The sequence below is a fragment of the Psychrobacillus lasiicapitis genome (assembly GCF_006861795.1).
Taxonomy (GTDB): Bacteria; Bacillota; Bacilli; order Bacillales_A; family Planococcaceae; genus Psychrobacillus; species Psychrobacillus lasiicapitis.
Map to the genome: position 1 here is coordinate 40,728 of NZ_VDGH01000016.1, position 15,041 is coordinate 55,768.

A 15,041-nucleotide genomic window follows, 5' to 3' on the forward strand; every position below is an offset into this window, starting at 1 on the left:
TTGTTAGACTTTAATAAGATAAAATTTTTATAAGTAGGTGCTTTAATGTTATCAACTCCATTAGGTGCTATGAAATTATTTATTAATGGTGAAGAAGTGGGATTTACTGCGATAAAATTAGATTTAGAATTGCATTGTCCAGATGTAAGTGGTAGGTATTTAATCCAATATGAATACAAAAATGAAATGAAGAATCAAGAGATAAAATGTTGCATACCCTCATTAGATGTAAAAGGAGATGTTGAAAGTGGAGAAAATCTTGAAGCAATATCCTTTTACAAAAATGATATAAAACTCACAATTGGGGTAGAAGGAGAATTCACAGACGACACTAAATATATTGATTATAGTGGAGAGTATTTAAGTAATGGAATTCAGTATGTAACATATCACACCAGTGTGGATAGAAAGTTCAATTTTGGTGTTTCTTGGATTCAACCATGGACAGAAGGAAATGATATTCAAACTTGGTTTGGTGCGGATCCAACATTAATACAGAATGTATAGTTTGTGAATAGTATACTTCGGCTGGAGGACAGAGCATGAAAAAAAGATTAAAAATGAAAATAGCAAAGAAGTATAGAGGAGAATTGGTGTGGGCTATTTATTATGGTCAACTGGATAAAGTAAAACGATTAATCCGCTTAGGAATAGATGTGAATGAATCCGATGAAGATGGACGGACAGCGATTCACTGGGCGACACAGGAAGGGGAGCTGGAAATTATTCATTTGCTTCTCTCAATCGGTGCCGATATTGATGTAAAAGACGAAAATGGTTTTTCACCTCTATATCAAGCGTCTGCAGACGGGAATATACAAGTTGTTAATTATCTATTAAAGAACGGCGCTGATATTGAAATAAAATCGAATGATGATACTACTGCTTTAATAATTGCAAGTTGTTATGGCCATATAGAGACGGTGAAGCTGCTCATTGAAAGAAGTGCGGATATTATGGCAAAAACCGACGATGGACATACTGCACTTTCTTTAGCAAAGGAATATGGAAATGAGGAAGTTGCTATTTTTCTAAAAGAGCAGAAGAATTTATTATCCAAGTAAGAACATTATTTACTTCTGCCTTCGGTGATTTGGCTAGAGAATAATTAGGATTTAGTTATACATTGCCTAGTACATATCTAATTTCCCTTTCCAAAAGCCGATTAATATTTGTTTTAAAAAGAAAAGCCGAACTACGACGAAACAATAAATGGAAGTTTCGTGTGATAGTCCGGTTTTTTATTGTCTGAAATTATATTTCCTATATGCCTGTTTTTATGCCAAACCCAATCAAAATTAATCCCGTTGATTTTTGGAATACCTTTTGGAATTTGGAGTTGTTCAACCATCTTTTTGCATAATCAATTACATAAACAAGGGTTAGAAACCAACAAACAGCGAGTAAAGTAAGGATTAAAGCTAACATGATCAATTGCTGATTTACATTTTCGTTCAAATCGATAAATTGAGGCATGATCGTTATATAAACCAAAACAGTCTTTGGATTAAGAACATTGCTAAGTAATGCTTGCATAAAGGAACTCTTATTATGCTGATTTGAATATTTCGTAGGTGTGTTTGCTTGGGACTGAATCTCTTTTAAAGAAAACATGCTCTTAGTAAAAAAACTTCTTATCCCTAAATAAATTAAGTAGGCAGCTCCCAAATATTTGATGATACTGAAAAGGACAACGGACTTTGCTATTACAACAGATAAACCAAGGATGGCAATAAGCGTCCAAAAAGAAAGTCCCGCTGCCATTCCAAGTACCGTAAAACGTCCAGCTTTTGGACCATAAGCGAGCGTGTTTTTCACTAGCAACATTGTATCTACTCCAGGTATGATAACCATCATTGCAGCAATTGAAATATATATTAGTAAGCTACCCATGTTGTTTCTCCCTTCTCTTTCTTTTAGTGACTACCAGAGTAACTACTTATGATTATATCAGAATATTTTGGATAAAATCAATAGGTTTTGTTAAACTATTAGTTACAATGGTAGCGACTAAATTTGTCTTGGAGGATTTTATGAAAGAAAATATTTTAGATACATTAAAGAATTTGAATTTTACCGAATATGAAGCAAAAGCATATCTTACTTTATTACAAGAATCACCATTAACTGGCTATGCAGTAGCAAAACATTCAGGTGTGCCACGATCGAAGATTTATGAAGTTTTGGAAAGTCTCACCATGAGAGGAGATATTCTGGTCAGTCCAGGAAGCACACCTCTGTATTCTCCAATTCCTGCAAAGGAACTAATTAAAAATCGCCGAATGAAAGCAGAAGAGCATTTTGAACTGGCAGAAAAATCATTAGCAGAGTTTAAAAAATCAGCAAATGACCGTGAAAATATTTGGAACATTATGGGACGCAATGAAATACTCGATAAGGTAAAAGCCTGTATAATAACTGCCCAAAAAAGAATTCTCTTAGAAGTTTGGAAAGAGGAATTCGAAGAAATGGAGTCTGAACTAAGACAGGCAGCAAAAAGAGGAGTCAACGTAACGATTATTGCTTATGGAGAAATTGCCTCTGATTTTGCTAATGTTTACCACCATTATATGGGTCAAGAAATTACAGAAGAGTATGGGGGACGATGGATTGTCATTAGTGGAGATGATTCGGAAGTAGTAGCAGGTATTGTCTCACTGGGTAAAGATAGCCGTGCAGCATGGACAATGCATGTAGGCTTAGTCATGCCAATTACAGAAGTCATGATTCATGATTTATATGTAATGGAAATTATGGAACAACACAAAGAACTTTTGGAGGAGAGTTTTGGGAAGAACCTCGTCAATTTACGTCGCAAATTTTCCATCCATCCAGATTTTAAGAAACATTATGTGAAATAGATGGTCATACTCAATCCATAAGTGAATGTAAAGCACAGCTCATATTTTTGGGTCGTGCTTTTTAGCGTTATTAGAATGATAAAAGCAGCCAAAAGATGAAAAATGTCTAGAAAACCGAAAAAACGGGTAAAGAATACATAGTTGGAGTAAACAGGAGGTAATTTTTAATGAATAATCATATTGTTGGTGTATACGAAAATGAACAACAAGCAGTTGAAGTGGTGGAGGAATTAAAAGCGAAAGGCTATACAACTGAGGAAATTTCCGTTATTGCGAAAAATATAGAAGAACTATCGGAATTCTCACAGGAAGTAAAACCATCTACTAGGGATGGGGCTATTGCAGGAGCTGTGACTGGTGGAGCCATTGGTATAGCGGGTGTGCTAGCAGGGTTATCCACTATATTGATCCCCGGATTTGGTGCTGTGTTGGCTGCGGGCCCTATCCTTACAACAATTGGGGGAGCAGTTATAGGGGCAAACGCTGGTGCTGGCGGATTAAAGCATGCTCTTATGGAAATTGGAGTTCCTGATGATGAAGCTGAACGCTATTCAAATGATGCAGAGGAGGGGAAAATCCTAGTATTTCTTCATCCCAAAGAGTGATAGCGGATTAGATAGATTATGCCATTAATAATCTCGTAGGCCATCTTTTCGATGGTCTTTTTTGTGTCCAAATCATCAAGTGGATTTTGGGTAGGTTTTTAACAAAGAACAATAGTATAATTAAAATAGTCTAAAAATTATTTAATATAATTTTGGAGACATAGCTGTTAGAGGAGGCGTTCATTATGAAAAATAGGAGAAAACATATTATGAATCACTACAAGGGGATAACGACTAATTAGCAATGTTCTTTAGCGTTTCCTCGTATTCTGGAAGGGGAAAATTATGAATAAAGAAAATGTGAAAATTGTAGAATTAAATGCAGAAAATTGGTACGACTGTTGTGAATTAGAAGTATCAACAGAACAAAAAGAATACATGGAGCCCAATGCTATATCAATAGCTCAGTCAAAGTTTGAGACTACATTAAAGCCATATGCTATTTATGCTGCAGATAAGATAGTTGGTTTTCTAATGTACAATTCCGTTCAAGAAGAACTTGATGGTTTTTGGATATATAGAATAATGGTAGATAAAAAATTCCAAGGCAAGGGTATAGGTAAAGCTGCAACTGAGTTAATGATTTTAGAAATGGCAAAATTACCGAATGCGAAAAAAAAAATTATTGTAGGTTACCATCCAGAAAATTTAGGAGCACATCATTTATACTCGAGTTTAGGATTTATTGATCATGGTGATAGATTCGGTAAGGAAATGGCTGTTATCTTACATGTGAACAATTAACAGACTGAAAGAATACTACAAAAAGAATGGGCCAATCTATGGTCCTTTCTTTTTATGTTTAAAACATCAAGAGGGTTACGACGATTTGAATAGAGGAGGGATGTTCATATGAGGATAATTCTTCAAGCATTTATTGGTTCAATAATGATTCATTTAATTTATACAGCTTATACAATAATAAATGGTTATATAAAAACAAAATTTTACAATCCTGATATGCAAAATGCATGGGAGACAGTAGACGTGCTTCAAAATGAAGTAGCGTTCGGCATGATTATGTCCCCATATTTCTTTTTATATTCTATTTTAATTTTAACTGTTATTTGTGCCATTATCCTATTTTTATATGAAAAACTGTTTAAGAATAAGATGAGTTACTACAAGAAGGGTTAACGCATAAAAAGATTAAAAGGAGAGAAAAACATTGTTAATAACAAGCCAACTGGAGATTCAAGCATCTAAGGAGGTAGTATTCTCTTACTTAGAAGATAACGAGAAACAAAAAGAATGGATGACAGGATTAGAAGGTACGGAGTATTTAACGGAGTTTGATAGTACTAATCCGGTTGGTACTAAGTTCAAACAAAGGTTAAAAGAAGGAAACCGTATGCAAGAATATGAAGGACAAGTTACTGAATACAACAAAAATAATAGATTAAGTATTCAAATGAACCATCCTTCTTTCTTAATTCATATTTCTTATAAACTTAAAGAAATTAGTCCGAATTCTAGCATTCTATACATTACAGAAGAACTGACAGCTAAGACTGTTTCAGGAAAGATAATAAGTATCCTTTTTCGTGTATTTATGAAAAAAGGTTTAGAGAAACAAATGAAGGCATTGAAACGGTCCGCTGAAAAACAATTATAAAGTTTTTGGGCAAACTTAAGCTTACGCAGCAGATTAGATGTACAAGAAGGAATTTAGATGAGTAAATCGAATTAGTATTTAAAGGAAGTTATTGAATGGAGGGGAAAAGAAATGGAAGTAAAGACACTTTTATTACAACAATGGGCAAGCTGATAAGATGAGGAAGACTGGTTTCCACCGCTTGAAAAAGTGCTAGAGAATATCAGTTTAGAACAGGCACTTTGGAAGCCAGTCCACGGGTCGATGAATTCCATTTGGGAATTAGTTTGTCATTTGCTTTTCTTTAAAAAGAGACTTCTGTTGCGAGTCCTTGGTGAAACAGCGAATGAACCCCAAGCAGAAAATAATAAATCTACATTTCGAATACCAACAGAGACAACTGAAAATTGGAACGAAACAAAGCAAGAATACTTTTATGTTCATCGGGAGATTGAAAAAATACTAGCAAAATCAGAACAGGAAGATTTGTATAGACAGATTCCCAGAGAAAGATCATTAGTGCTGGAAATGAAGGGTTTGCAATGCACGATGCATATCATATTGGGCAATTGTATTCCTAAGTAAAATGCAAGGAGCTTGAGCAGGGAAAACGGGGACTTTCGATTCGGACTTCCCATTTTTTAAACCTGAAAACAACTATACTGATTAACAAAGCCTTTGATATATGTCTATTCATAAAAGGAGATAAAAAAAGTGGAATATAAAGTAAAAACCTATGAAGATGCCATAAAGGTAATCGAAGAAATCGGAATACTCCCCCTTGCACCTTTAATACCAGATTTTCCTTCTTTAAATACCATTACTCAACCAGAGTACTGGCATTCCGATACAGAGTTCGATCCTTGGATTTGGAGAACAAAATTCTCAACTGATGGGGTTGCAGGATACGGTAAATTCATGAAGAAAAAATCTATATTAGTTTCAGTCCAGATTCTTCCATATGTAAAAAAGGTCTTAAGTTATGATGAGTCCGTCGAGGAACGCTATTTTAATGGGAACGTATCAAAAGAAGCAATGGAAATTTATAAAATAATTAACCAGCTGGAAGGAATAGACACAAGGGCTTTAAGAATAGAAGCAGGTTTAAAGGAACGCGATAAAAAGAAGATATTTGAAAACGCGTTATTAGAATTACAAGGATCAATGGATATCGTCATTTCGGGCATACAAGAGAAAAGAAATGAAGTTGGCGAAAAAAATGGGTGGAGCAGTACAGCTTTTGAAACATATGATTCTTGGGCTAATAGAAATAAAATAGAAACAATAAATACAGACAAAGCAGAATCAAGAAAATATCTACTATCCTTTTTCTCCAATGTTTGTAGCAATGAATCACTAAAGAAGCTCGAAAAAATATTTGCATCGTAGAAAAGATATAGTGAATTAATTTAGAACTGACATATATGCTTATGATAAAAGATACGCTCTCACTATCTATTGCTTTAAGCAGTACTATCCTCTAAAACAGTTCCAGTTACTATCGCAAAATTTTAAATTAGGGCAATACAAGTGCTCATTTTTTTATTGAATTGAGGTGCTTTGTGAAAGGTTTCACTTAAACTAACGGGGCAGTTTAGTTGAAGATTAGCTTTCCGAAATTAGTGGCAAATAAACAATTAAATCTCGTATTTTTCTAAAATTTTGCACAAAAACGTGTTCTAAGATAGTAAAGTTATCTTTAAAAAGACAGTCATGTTATTCAACAATCTGGCGTTTTAGTTGAAGAAGGAGCAAGAAAAACAATTGATGAGGTTAAAGAATAGCTATCCCTTTGAGGATAGCTTTTACTTATTACCCGACAAGAGTTAGTTCGTAAAAGCGTGCTTTTACGAACTCTTTTTGCGATTTTTTCGTAAATAAAAAACAAGCGAAAGATTATCTCCTTCTTGTTTTTCATATGTTATTCAACGTGGATCTTTAACCCAACCTATCCCCTTTTTTCACTTTTTGCTGGGGTTCGATCAGGACAACCCCTTGTTCGGAATACACACCCATTACTAGCGCCTCTGAACTGAAACCTGCCACTTTCATCGGGGGGAAATTCACGACGCCTAGTACCTGTCTGCCCACTAGTTCATCCAGCTTGTAACAGTCGGTAATTTGGGCACTGCTTTGTTTAAGCCCGATTTCTTCGCCAAAGTCCACCCACAGTTTATAGGCGGGTTTTCTGGCTTTCGGGAATTCTTCTGCTCGGATTATTTCGCCTACCCGCATATCAATCTGTTGAAAATCATCGAACGTTGCCATCTTAATTCCTCCTAAAAGTTCTTCTTTTTACGTTGTTTTTTGAGCTAATGAATGGCTCGGCTGCTGCTCTTCTTCTTGCTTATCGGTAATGACAATCAATACCCCTAGGAGAATCAAAACAGAACCGATCCAAAACATGATGCTGATCGTTTCTCCGAGTAACAGCCAGCCCAGCAAAGTTCCGACAACAGGCTGGAAAAAAAAGAAAACCCCGCCGCTGGAGGCATTCAGCATCTGCAGCCCCCGGCTCCATAACAGAAAAGCCAGGGAAGTCGAAATGACTCCTAAATAAAGCAATCCACCCCATATGGTGAGGTCGGCCAAATCGTGCAGCTCAATTTGCGGCAATCGGGGAATCACAAAAGGCGTCAGAACCACCACGGCAATTGCCGTCGCATAGGTCGTCACCACAATCTGAGAGTATTCACTCGGTATCATTTTGACTAGTACAGACATCAACGCCCAGGTTAAGGCGGCAATCACTAAGGAAATTCCGCCAAGCATGCTGGACATGTCGAGATTATTAATTCCAACAATGGCAATCACACCGATTGTGGCTAAAGTGACGGAAATCGCCTTTTTCTTCGTCAAGCGTTCTTTTAGGATCAAACTGGCGAACACCACCATAAATGCAGGTGTTGTCGCCGTTATGATTGCACCCATTTGGGCAGTGGACAGCATCGTGCCGGTTTCCTGGGATACAATGGAAATGACGTAGCCGATGATGGCGATGGCAAGGATTATGCCGAAGTGGTGTCTCTTGATTCGCCAATTCTGCCGTGTCACCAATCCGATGATGCCAAGGGCCACCAGTGCGATCAAATAGCGCATCCACACAAGTTCCAGTGGCGGGATGACGTCCACTACTATTTTTACGACCACATACATGCCGCCCCAGATGCTTGAAGCCACTATTAAATAGAATGAACCAATTAATGTATTTTTCATTTTTATACCCTCCGTTTTAATTGATAGGCTTTAGCTGCCTCGACAGAGAGATGCAGCACTCTCTCTATTAATTGTTGGAGAGTGCCACAGGTACATCATTTTCAAACAAAGGAGTCCGAAGCATGTTGTTTCACCTCACGTCTAGTTTTTGTGCTGTAAGAACAGAGAATTTCCTTTCATTTTGCTCCACGCGATAAAAAGAGAAAAAGGATATTAAACTCATTTTAGAAAATTCCCTAGAAATTTTCTTTGCCGAGTTTAATATCCTCTTTAACCATTATTAAGAATTCGATATTTTTGTGGGGCTATTCCTTCGCTGTTGCCAAACCATCGGGTAAACGATGAAGAATTTTCAAAACCTAATTCTTCACTAATTTTCGACATCGACCAACTGGTGGATACCAAAAGGTTTTTGGCCTCTTGCAAGCGCAGTTCAGTTAGATACATCTTTAAGCTTTTTCCGGTTCTTTTCTTGAACCAGGACGAGTAGTAAACGGGGTGGTAATGTTCGATTTTCGCTAAGGTCTCCAAAGTGATCGGTTCTTTGAAATGGTTATGGATGTAGTCAATCGACGCTGGATTCGAGGTCTGGAGTTTACTGACGACATAGCGGGCTAAATTTACCAAGGAAGATGCACTGTCCGGCCTCTTCGCCTCTTCCAGCAACAAATACCGGATCGCCGACCACTGCGTATCCAACTGGAAATGCATGTTATATGTCTGTTCCGGCAAGTAATGTGTGGGAACATCCAGGATCAAAAATTCATTCCGGTCTTTAGACCGGTATTCATGTTCCAACTGGGGCGGCAGATAGAAACAATGGTCCTCGTTCAGGTTGACCTCTTGGCCCTTCGTTTTAATATCCAAAGAACCCTGTAGAGGGAAAAGGAATTGCCCGAACTCATGATGGTGAGAGGCAAACTCTCTCGAATAGGATCTTTTTTCACACAATACATGTTTTAACGAGTTCATTTTTCTCCTCCTTCTCTCTAGATGTATGTTAGTCCCATCCTATAGAAGAAACAAAGATTTCTTTTCATTTAATTAGAGAATACCATATTAATTCATAGAACATGATGTTATTGCATTCTCTGAAATTTAGAGCTTTCTTGACGTTGTTGAAAAGGGAGTAATCCTGTTGAAAGGGCTTCTTATCTTTAACATGTATTTTTCTCATGCCTCTCTGTTATCAGTTTACATATCAATAGATTATCGGAAGGAAAGAAGTGATAGATATAGCTTCTTTTCTTCCTCTTTAAAACAATTACTGCTTAAGAATATTTATGACGGTAGATTAAATAACATTTAAAAAATAGAGAGTTCTTATTCAACTAACGGGTGCTTTAGTAAAAATTGTTGAGCTGCCCAGACAGCTCTTTTTTTATTGACCTAAAGGGGCAGTTTAGTTCAATAAGCGGAAATGGATTTTTGTTAATCAAAACTGGTTAATTCGCTTAATATTGGAACTTATATAAGTATCAAACGTATTAAATTTAGGGACAGAATGTTTCCATAATAATGTTTTTTTGCTGTGAAATTTGACTAAGGGGAATTGTTATGGACACTTTGATTTATCTTTATTTATCATAGTCATAATATCGCTTAATATCGCTATTTTTATATTGTTTAAAAAAGGAAAACTAAATTTTATTATATCTGGCATCATTATAATGATGCTTGCTCCAGTTTTTGGTTTCTCAAATTATGCCTTATTTCATTACTTTTATGATTGGAATTCAGGGGGAACTGGAGAGGGTGCTGGATATGGTGGTGCAATTTTAGGGTTTATAACATTAGCTAATGGTATTCTCATACTCGTTATTGGAATTATTAGGTGGGGGATTAAGTTGATTGTAAAAAATAACAAGAACTGAAGTATATATATTAAACAGTCATAACTATGTTTGGAAGGTGATATTGCTTTGCTAGAGTTAAGAAAAATTAATAGTGACAATTATGAAGAATGTTTAAACTTGCGTACAATTGATGCCAATGAGGACTTTGTAGATTCTGTAGCATGGTCATTAGCCGAAGCGTGGGTATTTTATGATGATTCACACCCTTTTGCAATTTATGCCGATAATGTGATGGTGGGTTTTGTTTCAATGTATATTGGCGAAAATAACCCCCAAATCATAAATTTTATGATAGATAGCCGTTTTCAAAAAAGAGGCTATGGATCAGCAGCGGCTAAGCTTTGTATTGAATATTTGTGTAAAGAATTTAATGCAAGAAGGATCTCCTTACCAGTTAATCTAGAAAATAGAACCGCACAAAAGTTTTGGAGCAATATCGGCTTTGAAATAACAGACGATATGGAGGATGGTTATCTTTATATGCGGTTGTACATACCAGAAAAATATGTCTGAGTATATAAAAATGGAACCTATTTCTACGAATGGGCTCGATTGTTTAATAAGCGTCTCTGTTCTTATTAAACTAACGGGTGCTTTAACAGAACAAAGCTTTCTATTGAAAGTCTTTATTCTTATTCAACTAAAGGGGCAGGTTAGTTGAATACCGTGTTTATTTCATCATTTAACAATAGAGATAGATGGTCGAGTAAAAAAATAACACAGTTTTATATTAGTTTCGGTGAACCGTACCATAAGTAAAGGCGGTTTTTCGGTAACACGAGGCTATAAAGGTACTTGTTATGGGTGAATTCTCATTCCCTCTGAAGGACAGGGACAGTTCAACCTCCATTATGAAAGTGAAAATGGAGGTTGAACTGTCCCTATGTTTATAACCTTAAGCTTATAAAGTTAAACCACCATCAACAAGAACAACTGAACCAGTCATATAGCTGGCTTTATCTGATGCTAAGAAGGCAACCATTTCAGCGAGCTCATTCGGTTTAGCATAACGGCCCATTCTCATATTGGAAACCTCTTCTGGAATGTAATTACCCGTTTCAAACTGTTTCGCCACACCAGCGGTTAAAGCTGTTTCCACGCCGCCTGGGCAAAGCGCATTTATACGGATTCCCTTTTTTGCATATTCTAATGCAGCACCTTTGGTTAAACCTATAACTGCATGTTTACTTGCAGAATATACAGCTACACTGTGTTCAGGACGAATTCCTGCAGTAGAAGCAGTATTAATAATAGAGCCGCTGCCTTGCTCCTCCATTACTTTTAACACATATTTCATTCCAAGGAATACCCCTTTTACATTGATCGCCATAATACGTTCATATTCAGGTTCTTCAACTGAAGTGAAGGGAGCGAACTTTTGAATAACACCTGCATTGTTGAAGAATATATCAATACGTCCATATGTTTCGACTGCTTTATTTACATAGTTTTGCACATCATCATTTTTCGAAACATCGGATTGAACGAAAATTCCTTCTCCACCTTGTTCTTTTACAAGTTTCAACGTTTCTTCGCCTGTTTCCTTATTGAAATCTACCAAGACAACTGTTGCGCCGTTCCCTGCAAGTTTCAAACTACTTGCTCTTCCGATACCACTCCCTGCACCAGTGATGACAGCAATTTTATTAGTTAATTCCATGATTATATCCCCTTTGTTTATGATTTCTTACATGATTTATTATATGGCTGATTAAGTATTAATTATTGTGTAATTTTACGGTTAATAGTATTTTGTTAATATCAAAATAAAATATATATTGGTTTTTAAAAAATAAGGGAGGTAGATGGAATAAATGGAAAAGGCAAAAGAAGAATTGCAAAATATTTGCCAGCTTATTTATGAAGCTCATCAAATACCCGTTAATTTTGTCAACCAATTTGGTGAGTCTGAATACGAATATTCAAGAAATGATCTGCAGAAAAACCCATATTATATTATCTTTAAGGAACAGATTAGTGTGTATACGTATGAAGAGGATTCAAATGCTTTCCCTATCTTCTTTTCAAATTCTAATATGAACTTTTTCTTTATAAATTTTAAAAAAGCCAATCACTTTATAGGAACACTTATTGTAGGGCCTATCCTTGAGTCAGAGATATCTGATGAAAAGATAACCAAGATCACGGAGGTATTTAAAGGAAACGTTAATAAAAGGAATCTCATTGAATATTTTCAAGCCATCCCTATAATGAATCATCAACAACTTCTAGCGATTAGTATATTGGTTTATGATTTGATTTATCATAGAACGTTAGAAAAAAGATATGTTATTGAAAATAATAAAGCATTAGACATTGTCATTAATGAATCAGAGAAGTTAGACCTTGAACTTTCAAAAGGTAGAAGGAATCTCATTTTTCATTCCAATCTTTCCTATGAACGGGTATTGCTTGATTATGTTAAAAACGGGCAGATCGATAAATTACAGGATATCTTTGATTATTCCATAGTCGGTGAGGCAGAATTGGGATTATTGTCGAAACGAAATCGCTTAAGAAGTGAGAAAAATTTAATGATAACTGGACTTGCCCTTGTTTGCAGAGCTGCCATTGAAGGAGGTTTAAATGAAGAGACAGCCTTTACTTTAAGTGACTTCTATATCCAACAACTCGAGGAATTGGGAAACCTAAAGGCAATATTGAAATTAACGGAAGAAGCTATAAGAGATTTTACCAATCGTGTTTACAAAATGAATGTGGGAAAATATTCTCCCACCATTACAGCTTGCCAGCATTATATTTATAACCATCTCTATGACCAGATTACACTTGATCATCTTGCACAATTGTGTCAATTAAGTCCAAATTACTTATCATCATATTTTAAAAAAGAAGTTGGGATTACTTTAAGTGAATATATCCAACAGCAACGAGTTGAGGAAGCGAAAAAGTTATTATCTTTTTCAAATTATTCGATTTCAGACATATGTTCATGGTTAAATTTTAACGACCAAAGTTATTTTATAAAGGTCTTCAAAAAATACACGGGGTTAACCCCAAAGCAGTTTAGAAGTAATCGTTCAGGAAATAAAGTGACGTGAAGGAAGAGGTAGGTATCTTTTCTGTTATTTTAAAAAGCCAATAATTGGTGGGGTTTAGGAGAATACAATGACATATATTGTACCTATGTTTGATTGGAAAGTTATAATTTCCACTCAAGCAAAAAAAGACTGAAATAGTCAGTAATGACAAAATTATCGATGTCATTAGCGCATCAAAAAGCCAGATCAAAGTTAACGGAGGATCTAGCAAGTATAAAAAATCGCATCATTCGTTGGCTAGATCGCTATTTTCCTGAGTTTACACAGGTCTTTCCGGGTTTTGGAAAGATGGCACTGGCCACATTGGAAAAGACACCATTACCAACAGATATACAAAATAAAACAGCTGAAGAGCTCGTTTTTCTCTACCGTCAGGTAAAGGGGATGAGAGCGCCTCAATTATCTAAAGCGAAGCTGCTTATAGAGACTTCCATAAACTCTATTGGAGTGACAGAAGGTACTCAGATGGCCCGACAAAAAATCGCCACTCTCCTTCGGCAATATTGCTTATTAGAAAGTGAAATTGAATCCGTGAACAGTCAATTAGCCGAAATGGCAAAGACAACGATGGAATATGATCTACTCGCGTCAGTTCCGGGTTTAGGGGATGCCACTATTGTTGATTTACTTTCACAAGTAGGGAGTTTCTCACTTTATGAAAATCCACGCCAACTTATTAAACTAGCGGGATTAACGTTACGTGAAAACTCATCCGGTCAACACAAGGGGCAAAAGCGCAGCTTAGTTGGCCTCTGCCTTATGAATAGACCGAAAGAAGGAATGTAAGCGCAGTTGACGCTAAGAGACATGGGAGGGTAAGTCATCATAATTATCGTATAGATCCATTGTGCATCACATAGTGGGGAAAAAAGCTAATGATTCCCATTAGTTTTAGCGAAGCGCACACTCAAATTGGTAAGAATAACTATAAATTTAAGAATATGTTTATAGACAAGCAAAAAAATAATTTTTTACATTAGAAGTGGTGAGAACCGTCGATACCTCAATGTTTATAGAGGGAGTTGGTTCAATAAGATATTTTGGGGGGAGTAAGCAGGAATATGGTGAATAGTGTCGAAATAGTAATTTACAACAACATACTGAAATTTAATCGAAAGGAGGCATAAGACAGTGGTAAAATTGTGGAACAACTCTTCGAAATAATATATTTTGAGGAGGAAAAATGAATGACGATAAATTTTGTTAACAGGAAAAATATAAATAGAGAACAATTAGAAAAATTATATAATGATGTAGAATGGTATGCTTATACACAAGATTTAGAAGTTCTTCAACACGCAATAGTTCAGTCATTAGAAGTTATATCTGCTTGGAATGGTGAAGAATTAGTTGGGTTAATTCGTATTGTTGGTGATGGATTAACAATTATCTATATTCAAGATATTCTTGTGTTAAATGCTTATCAAAATCAAGGAATTGCAACTCAACTGATGGAACGGGTTCTGAAGCAATATAAAAATGTTCGTCAAAAAGTTTTATTAACTGAAGAAGCCCTTGATGTTAGACACTTTTAAAAATGGTTTTGAATCATGCGATAAGGGTTCACTAGTAGCATTTGCTAAGTTAAATTAGGATATATTCAGTAAAAGAAAAGTCAGAGTTAGACCTATAAATTAGGTGAACTCTGATTTTCTTTTATAACAACGGATAAGTGTACATATTCTTTAAGTAACAAGATGAAGAGTGGGAAAGCATGTACTTAAACTAACGGGTGCTTTCGTATTATAAGGTTAACCAGTTTTTACTGGTTGACCTTATTTTTATAGGATTTAATATATCAGTAGCCAGGGTAGGACGTACGGGTGCGTGGGACAATGATCCCGTGA

General features: G+C 35.8%; 19 protein-coding genes and 1 pseudogene. 15 read left to right on the plus strand and 5 right to left on the minus strand.

Annotation, left to right across the window (positions count from 1 at the left end; genetic code table 11):
- The first annotated feature begins 45 nt into the window (after positions 1 to 45).
- Together FG382_RS21340 and FG382_RS21345 are read left to right on the plus strand one after the other, a co-directional pair.
- A complete protein-coding gene (locus FG382_RS21340; RefSeq protein WP_142540877.1) occupies positions 46 to 507 on the plus strand; it encodes a hypothetical protein in 462 nt (153 codons plus the stop codon).
- A 35-nt stretch (positions 508 to 542) separates the two neighbouring features.
- On the plus strand, positions 543 to 1,064 hold the full coding sequence (locus tag FG382_RS21345; RefSeq protein ID WP_142540878.1) for an ankyrin repeat domain-containing protein: 522 nt from the start codon (positions 543 to 545) through the stop codon (positions 1,062 to 1,064).
- 199 nt (positions 1,065 to 1,263) lie between these two features.
- Here the strand turns inward: FG382_RS21345 and FG382_RS21350 are convergent, their stop codons facing one another.
- Positions 1,264 to 1,893, minus strand: coding sequence for a homoserine/threonine efflux transporter (locus FG382_RS21350; protein WP_142540879.1), 630 nt, complete (start codon positions 1,891 to 1,893; stop codon positions 1,264 to 1,266).
- Between the two features lie 140 nt (positions 1,894 to 2,033).
- Here FG382_RS21350 and FG382_RS21355 point away from each other — a divergent pair, with 140 nt between their 5' ends.
- The 7 genes from FG382_RS21355 to FG382_RS21385 all read left to right on the plus strand — a co-directional run bounded on the left by FG382_RS21355 (position 2,034) and on the right by FG382_RS21385 (position 6,449).
- Positions 2,034 to 2,861 carry a TrmB family transcriptional regulator gene (locus FG382_RS21355; RefSeq protein WP_142540880.1) on the plus strand — a complete coding sequence of 276 codons (828 nt, stop codon included), beginning with the start codon at positions 2,034 to 2,036 and terminating at the stop codon, positions 2,859 to 2,861.
- Between the two features lie 167 nt (positions 2,862 to 3,028).
- Entirely contained in the window at positions 3,029 to 3,466 is a 438-nt protein-coding gene (locus FG382_RS21360; protein WP_142540881.1) for a YflT domain-containing protein, read from the plus strand.
- 285 nt (positions 3,467 to 3,751) lie between these two features.
- Positions 3,752 to 4,210, plus strand: a complete 459-nt coding sequence (locus tag FG382_RS21365; RefSeq protein WP_142540882.1) for a GNAT family N-acetyltransferase — start codon at positions 3,752 to 3,754, stop codon at positions 4,208 to 4,210.
- A gap of 108 nt (positions 4,211 to 4,318) precedes the next feature.
- A complete protein-coding gene (locus FG382_RS21370) occupies positions 4,319 to 4,603 on the plus strand; it encodes a hypothetical protein (RefSeq protein WP_188713273.1) in 285 nt (94 codons plus the stop codon).
- A 31-nt stretch (positions 4,604 to 4,634) separates the two neighbouring features.
- A complete protein-coding gene (locus FG382_RS21375; protein ID WP_142540883.1) occupies positions 4,635 to 5,081 on the plus strand; it encodes an SRPBCC family protein in 447 nt (148 codons plus the stop codon).
- Between the two features lie 189 nt (positions 5,082 to 5,270).
- Positions 5,271 to 5,645 (plus strand): DinB family protein, encoded by a 375-nt coding sequence (locus tag FG382_RS21380; RefSeq protein WP_229677258.1) that lies wholly within the window; start codon positions 5,271 to 5,273, stop codon positions 5,643 to 5,645.
- A 129-nt stretch (positions 5,646 to 5,774) separates the two neighbouring features.
- A complete protein-coding gene (locus FG382_RS21385; RefSeq protein ID WP_142540884.1) occupies positions 5,775 to 6,449 on the plus strand; it encodes an AlkZ-related protein in 675 nt (224 codons plus the stop codon).
- A 549-nt stretch (positions 6,450 to 6,998) separates the two neighbouring features.
- Here FG382_RS21385 and FG382_RS21390 read toward each other — a convergent pair.
- The 3 genes from FG382_RS21390 to FG382_RS21400 form a co-directional block, all read right to left on the minus strand.
- Entirely contained in the window at positions 6,999 to 7,328 is a 330-nt protein-coding gene (locus FG382_RS21390) for a tRNA-binding protein (RefSeq protein WP_142540885.1), read from the minus strand.
- A gap of 27 nt (positions 7,329 to 7,355) precedes the next feature.
- The gene (locus FG382_RS21395) at positions 7,356 to 8,276 is read right to left on the minus strand and encodes a DMT family transporter (protein WP_142540886.1); all 921 of its coding nucleotides are present in this window, start codon (positions 8,274 to 8,276) and stop codon (positions 7,356 to 7,358) included.
- A gap of 270 nt (positions 8,277 to 8,546) precedes the next feature.
- Positions 8,547 to 9,248: a helix-turn-helix transcriptional regulator gene (locus FG382_RS21400; protein WP_142540887.1), complete on the minus strand. Its 702-nt coding sequence runs from the start codon at positions 9,246 to 9,248 to the stop codon at positions 8,547 to 8,549.
- A gap of 566 nt (positions 9,249 to 9,814) precedes the next feature.
- On the opposite strand from FG382_RS21400, the gene FG382_RS23080 reads away from it, so the two are divergent.
- From FG382_RS23080 to FG382_RS23085, 3 genes are read left to right on the plus strand one after another with little or no spacing between them, the layout of a single operon-like run.
- Entirely contained in the window at positions 9,815 to 10,150 is a 336-nt protein-coding gene (locus tag FG382_RS23080; RefSeq protein WP_142540888.1) for an inner-membrane translocator, read from the plus strand.
- A 30-nt stretch (positions 10,151 to 10,180) separates the two neighbouring features.
- Entirely contained in the window at positions 10,181 to 10,645 is a 465-nt protein-coding gene (locus FG382_RS21410) for a GNAT family N-acetyltransferase (RefSeq protein WP_211356434.1), read from the plus strand.
- Entirely contained in the window at positions 10,638 to 10,793 is a 156-nt protein-coding gene (locus tag FG382_RS23085; RefSeq protein WP_211356435.1) for a hypothetical protein, read from the plus strand. Before FG382_RS21410 ends, FG382_RS23085 begins: the two co-directional genes overlap by 8 nt.
- A gap of 240 nt (positions 10,794 to 11,033) precedes the next feature.
- Here FG382_RS23085 and FG382_RS21415 read toward each other — a convergent pair whose 3' ends face one another.
- Positions 11,034 to 11,792: an SDR family NAD(P)-dependent oxidoreductase gene (locus FG382_RS21415; RefSeq protein ID WP_142540890.1), complete on the minus strand. Its 759-nt coding sequence runs from the start codon at positions 11,790 to 11,792 to the stop codon at positions 11,034 to 11,036.
- A 154-nt stretch (positions 11,793 to 11,946) separates the two neighbouring features.
- On the opposite strand from FG382_RS21415, the gene FG382_RS21420 reads away from it, so the two are divergent.
- From FG382_RS21420 to FG382_RS21430, 3 genes and pseudogenes are all read left to right on the plus strand, one after another.
- Positions 11,947 to 13,194, plus strand: coding sequence for a helix-turn-helix domain-containing protein (locus tag FG382_RS21420; protein WP_142540891.1), 1,248 nt, complete (start codon positions 11,947 to 11,949; stop codon positions 13,192 to 13,194).
- A gap of 183 nt (positions 13,195 to 13,377) precedes the next feature.
- A pseudogene (locus tag FG382_RS21425) lies at positions 13,378 to 13,932 on the plus strand (transposase); the annotation flags it as partial.
- 449 nt (positions 13,933 to 14,381) lie between these two features.
- Positions 14,382 to 14,729 carry a GNAT family N-acetyltransferase gene (locus tag FG382_RS21430; RefSeq protein WP_229677257.1) on the plus strand — a complete coding sequence of 116 codons (348 nt, stop codon included), beginning with the start codon at positions 14,382 to 14,384 and terminating at the stop codon, positions 14,727 to 14,729.
- The last annotated feature ends 312 nt before the right edge of the window (positions 14,730 to 15,041 follow it).